Below are 6000 nucleotides of genomic sequence, written 5' to 3'. Positions count from 1 at the left end.
ATCATCCCATTCGCCTGCTTTGCCGGCACTTAAAACAGGTTTTTCATCTTTAATCCACGGGCCGGTTAACTCCCGTGCTGTAGCTCGTCCGATGTAAGATCCCGGGCCATAGGTAACTACTTCGCTTGAACCAAAATACATTACCCACAGTGAGTCCTGCCTGATGATGACTGACCCGCCCACATGCCAGGCATCATAACCCTTGCCATCTGGCGCCAGGAGAGGATTGCCGTCATATTTGGTGAAATGAAAACCATCAGATGAGGTGGAAAGGCCAATAGCTATTTTACCCTCAACATTGCTGCCATTGTAAAACATATAGTAAAGGCTGTCGTGCCAATACACATAAGGCCCTATCAGGAACAATTCGTCCCATTCGCCCGGGGCGCCGGGGCTTAAAACGGGATTGCCCGCGTAGGCTTCAAATTTCAATGGCTTCTGTGTTTGATCCTGACTGCAGCCCAGCATCAGCGCCAGAATTAAAAACATCAGTAAATTGTTCCGTTTTGTGTTCATAGTTATTGATTTGTCTGTCAAAATTAGTCCATCCCTCTCCGCCCCCTCCTTCGTCGGGGTCGGACAAGCCCGCCGCCTCCTGCGTCGGAGTCGGGCAGGCATCACTCCATTTCTACTTCTCCTATCTCTCCACCACCGGTATTCCAAAAGTGACCTTCGTTCCACTGGCATTTCCCTGGTCGTCCTTCAGGTCTGTGATTTCCAGCTTGATTTTCTTCTTGAACTTTTTCCCAAGCATAGCCAGCCGTTCAACGGTGATGGATGTTGACATAGACCGGTGTTTTGTCTTATGTTTTGATTCTATCTCACGGGCTTTCTCCCTGCCCACCCCATCGTCCTCCACCTCAAACCAGATCAGATCGCCGCCGGCCATGAACCTGATGTTGATATGACCGGTGGTCTCCTTGTATTTTATCCCGTGTTCGATGGCATTTTCGATAAAAGGCTGTGCCAGCATTGGCGGAACGAGCAGACCGTCTTCATCAAGCACATTGTCCACTTCGAGGCTGTAAACAAACTGATCTTCATAGCGGGCTTTCTGCAGTTCGAGGTAGTTGGTGATGGCGTTGATCTCGTTGCGCAGCAGTACAAACTCTTCCACCGAATTGTCGAGCACATCCCTCACCAATTGTGAAAAGCGCGAGAGATAGGTACTGGCTTCATCCGGTCTCTCGTTGAGGATGTAGTTCTGGATGCTCGCCAGCGAGTTGAACAGGAAGTGAGGGTTCATCTGGGCGCGCAGCAGCCGTTGTTCCATCAGCACCGACTTTTGCTCGGCCTTGCTCCGTTTGCGGTGGATAAACATCAGGATAAACAGGCTGGAAAAAATAATCAAACCGCCACCGCCGGCAAAGACCAGCAATGACTGGTTCAGCCGGAGCTGTTTCAACTCATTCTCCTGCGAAAGCGTTCGGATTTTCTGTTCTGTTTTTTCGGCTTCGGCTTCGGTCATCAGCAGTTCGAACTGCCTGCTTTGTTGCGCGGCATTCAGGGTGTCGAGCGACTGGTAATACAACTGAAGATAATCAAGGGCTTTTTGCATTTCTTGTTTTGCCATAGCCAAAGCATGCCTGGCATAAAAAATATCGGTTTGTGTGCGTTGCGCCAGATAGTAGTCTATGATTTTGCTGAAAGAATAGCCAATCCTTACCTGAATATTTGACTTAACGCCATGTTCAAAATAGTCATTCAGATTAGCTTCACATTGATCCAGGTATTTTTCAGCCTCCTGATATTTTTCTTCATCAAGGCTTAAATTTGCCAGATTAATATAGGAAAGCGCCAGCATATTATTGCTTTCCCATTTCTCTGCGGCAGATATCGCCTGAAAAGTATAGAAACGTGATTTGGAAAGGTCCTTATTTCTTTCACAGGTTCCCGAACTTTTATCAATTGAATAAAACGAGCCAAGGTTAAGGTTAATGATGGCAATCAGGTCATGGAAACTGTGATCAGAAGCAATTTTAAGGGCAGAATCGTTGTATGGAATTACGTACGGGTCGTATTTTCCCGACATATCCTCAGTGATGCAATTCTGGCCAATCATCATCATGGCAAAAGCTTCCCGGTAGGGATCGCTCACTTTCCGGGCATGTTCCAGCAGCTTAAACCCATAATACATTGCGGTATCAATGGGCTCATACCCCAGGTTATCGAGGGCAACACAAAGCGCTTCAAAGACATCAGCAGCCGAATCTTCATCTCCGATCGTCTGGTAACAAGCCAGTGCTTTTTGGTAGTAAGTTTTGGTCTTTTCGGTCCGTTTGATGAAAAAATTGATATTTCCAAGTTGCAGGTAAACATCTCCGGCTGCTTTTCCCTCTGCCTTTTCATCAATCAGTTTCAGCGCTGCGAGGTAGGAGATCAGGGCATTTCCGAAGTCCATTTTGTAGTAATAAGCATCGCCGATGGTTTTGTGAATCATCGAAATCAACTGACTGCTCCCCTGAACCATGGCTATACGCATGGCCTGGTTGCTATAGGCCATACTTGAATCGAAATGAAAGGAGGAATAATGGGCGGCCAGTTGGTTGAACAATGAAATTTTTTCCAATGTCGAAGCTTCCGGAATTTGCTTCAACAGGCTGTCCGGGTTTTCGATATGGGCATGATCATGGAGCTGACCAGCGGATTGAATCCGAAGGATCACAAGTACCAAAATGATTACCAGGCTTTTCATGAAAGTTTTTTAAATAAACATGAACTAATCAAAGCCAAAGGGCTGCAATCCCCGCCTTTTCCTCCGTCAAAGTCGGGCAAGCCTTCGTGCCTTAAGGCTTCTCCTCTTCGTCCCCCGCTACTTATCTAACACCGGTATCCTAAAAGTAACCTTTGTTCCGCAGGCAATTCCACGGTCGTCCTTCAGGTCGATGATCTCCAGCTTGATTTTCTTCCTGAACTTTTTCCCAAGCATACCCAGCCGCTCAACGGTAATGGATGTGGACATAGACCGGTGTTTTGTTTTGTGTTTTGATTCTATCTCAAGTGCTTTCTCCCGGCCCACTCCGTCGTCTTCCACCTCAAACCAGATCAGATCGCCGCCGGCCATGAACCTGATGTTGATATGACCGGTGGTCTCCTTGTATTTAATCCCGTGTTCGATGGCGTTTTCGATAAAAGGCTGTGCCAGCATTGGCGGAACGAGCAGACCGTCTTCATCAAGCACATTGTCCACTTCGAGGCTGTAAACAAACTGGTCTTCATAGCGGGCTTTCTGCAGTTCGAGGTAGTTGGTGATGGCATTGATCTCGTTGCGCAGCAGTACAAACTCCTCCACCGAATTGTCGAGCACATCCCTCACCAATTGTGAAAAGCGCGAGAGATAGGTGCTGGCTTCATCCGGTCGCTCGTTGAGGATGTAATTCTGGATGCTCGCCAGCGAGTTGAACAGGAAGTGAGGGTTCATCTGGGCGCGCAGCAACCGTTGTTCCATCAGCACCGATTTCTGTTCGGCCTTGCTCCGTTTGCGGTGAATAAACATCAGGATAAACAGGCTTGAAAAAATAATCAACCCGCCACCGCCGGCAAAGGCCAGCAATGACTGGTTCAGCCGGAGCTGTTTCAACTCATTTTCCTGTGAGAGCATCCGGATTTTCTGTTCGGTTTTTTCGGCTTCGGCTTCGGTCATCATCAGTTCAAGCTGCTGTCCAAGCGTGGAACTGAAAAAATCATCCCTGGAGCTATAATATGAATTAAGGTATTCGATTCCCATTCCAGGCTTGTTGTTGATTTCTGAGAGCACAAAGAGCATATTGTACATATTCATCCTCTCGCGCATAGCCATAAAATAGTCCATGACTTTTCCCAAAGGGCAAATGATATAACCATGACCGTCCGTGCTTTTCCACCGTGAGTTAAAAAACTCATCCATTCTTGCTTCACAGGTCTTAAGATGCTCTTCAGCCACCTCATATTTCTTTTCACTCAAGTCAATTCTTGCCAGATCATTAAGAATTGTCAATTGTAAATAGCTCGAACCATCAGCAATATCATTTTCAAGAGCAAGCGTGTAGTAATGGCGCGCTTTAGCGGGATCGTCGGTTACTTCAAAAAGAGGAGGGATACCATCGTAGTAGTCTCCGTAAATAATATAGGCAATTGTCTTCAAACCCTGATAATTCCTTTCTGTGGCCAATAGTATTGCCGAATCAGCGTATGAAAGTGCTTTCTGTTTTTCCTCCATTGTATTTTTTACCTCGTAAAACATTCCAATCTGCATCAGGGCATATACTTCCTTGTAGGAGTTGTTAAACTTCCTGGTATTTTCAAGCATTCTGAATCCATAGATCAAGGCACTGTCTGCAATGGGATATTTCAGGAAATACATACTCATGCTTAAGGCATCAAAAACTGTAGTCAGCGATTCTTCATCGCCTGCACTGATAAAGCATTCCTTTGCTTTGTGGTAATTGATAAAAGACTTCTCGCTGTTCCATACAAAGAAGTTGATGTTTCCTAACTGCAGATAGACATCTCCGGCTTCTTTCCGGGCTCCATTTTCTTCAAGAATTTTTGCAGCAGCCAGGTAAGAGATCAGGGCATTGTTAAAATCCAACTGATAATAATAGGCATTCCCGGTATTCAGCCTTGCGATCCCGACTTCAACCTGGTCGCCGTGCACAGTCCCAAGCCGCATGGCCTGCGCTGAATACATGATGCTCGAATCAAAATCCACCGGCGCATACCAATTGGCAAGCGCATTCAGGATTGCGATACTTTCAGAAGATGTGGCTTTGGCTAATATCATCCGGAGACTATCGGGTCTTTGAGTGAACGGTTTCCCCGACAATTTCCCGTCAGTCATGAGCCACAACAGGATTAAGCATAATATGATTGCCCGTGTTTTCATTCGGGATTGAAATAGTTGATTGATTTTCTCTTTCCCGTTGCCATCCCGATGTAGTAGGTTTCAATATCAAACGGGCCGCAATCGTAATACATCAGGCAAAGGGTATCCAGAAAAAGAACGGATGCATTTTCAAGGTATGCATTGGCTGACGTTTTCACGAAAGGATCACGGTCCCTGTGAAAAACGGGATTTCCTTCATGTTTCTTCCAACGGATGCCATCACTGCTAGTAGCGTAACCGATCCCACCAACTGCATTGCCAACACTCTCTTTCGAACCGGTATAATACATCAGGAAACCATCCCTTGTCTTTTGCACATTGGCCATCCAAACGTAAGCAGCATCCCATTCTCCCGGCTCTCCATTTTTCATCACCGGGTCGCTTTCGGCAAAGGGAGGGCGGGTAGTTGTCGGATCATTGTATTTCTGCCAGTTCAATCCGTCTTCCGAAGTAGCCATGCCTATGTAAAAGTTGTTCCAGAGCGCAATGTCTTCTCCTGCGGTATAATACATAACCAATGTTCCATCATCCATCAGGAGCACAGCACTGGGAAGTATAAAACCGGCATCCCATTCGCCTTTGATACCTGACCGAATGACCGGTTTTTCATCTTTAACCCACGGGCCGGTTATGGATTTTGCCCTGGCCCTCCCGATGTTCTGCCCGGGTTTGTAGTTGTCGAGATGCTGTGCATTGAAATACATCAGCCACACTGAATCCTTTTTTACAACGATTCCGGGGCCAACCGTTTCCGTATCAAAACCATGATCGCCACGCGCCAATACGGGATTATTGGCGTACTTCGAAAAATTATACTCATCCGTTGAGATGGCCAGGCCTACCCCAATATTCCATGGGGGTTGAATTCCCATATAAAACAAATAGAAAGTATCCTGATGGAAGATGATCTGTGGCGCCCATACACCCAAATTGTCCCATGAGCCGGGAGGCCCGGGAGTCAAAATCGGGTTCTGTTTCCAGGCTGTGAATTCTACTGCATCGGAAAACTTATCAGCATTACAGGCACTGAATAAAAAACACACAAAAAGAATTACAGACCTGGTAAATCTCATGCTCATAATTATTGGGTAATCGATGTTTATTCAATGACAGCATCAACCTGATTTCATCACCGC

4 protein-coding genes are annotated in these 6000 nt (G+C 46.4%); all 4 read right to left on the bottom strand.

The annotated features are described in order from the left end of the window. Positions 1-516 (bottom strand): hypothetical protein (locus IH598_12465; protein MBE0639324.1); only part of this gene is annotated, 516 nt, incomplete at its 3' end. Positions 517-637: 121 nt separating this feature from the next. After that, positions 638-2695, bottom strand: a complete 2058-nt coding sequence (locus tag IH598_12460) for a histidine kinase (GenBank protein ID MBE0639323.1) — start codon at positions 2693-2695, stop codon at positions 638-640. A gap of 117 nt (positions 2696-2812) precedes the next feature. Then, positions 2813-4864 (bottom strand): histidine kinase, encoded by a 2052-nt coding sequence (locus IH598_12455; GenBank protein ID MBE0639322.1) that lies wholly within the window; start codon positions 4862-4864, stop codon positions 2813-2815. Then, complete coding sequence (locus IH598_12450; GenBank protein ID MBE0639321.1) at positions 4861-5937, bottom strand: hypothetical protein; 1077 nt, start codon at positions 5935-5937, stop codon at positions 4861-4863. The genes IH598_12455 and IH598_12450 overlap by 4 nt, the downstream gene beginning before the upstream one ends. Between the last annotated feature and the right edge of the window lie 63 nt (positions 5938-6000).

The sequence above is a fragment of the Bacteroidales bacterium genome, from assembly GCA_014860585.1.
Classification (GTDB): Bacteria; Bacteroidota; Bacteroidia; order Bacteroidales; family 4484-276; genus RZYY01.
This window is presented reverse-complemented; position numbering and strand designations above follow the sequence as displayed.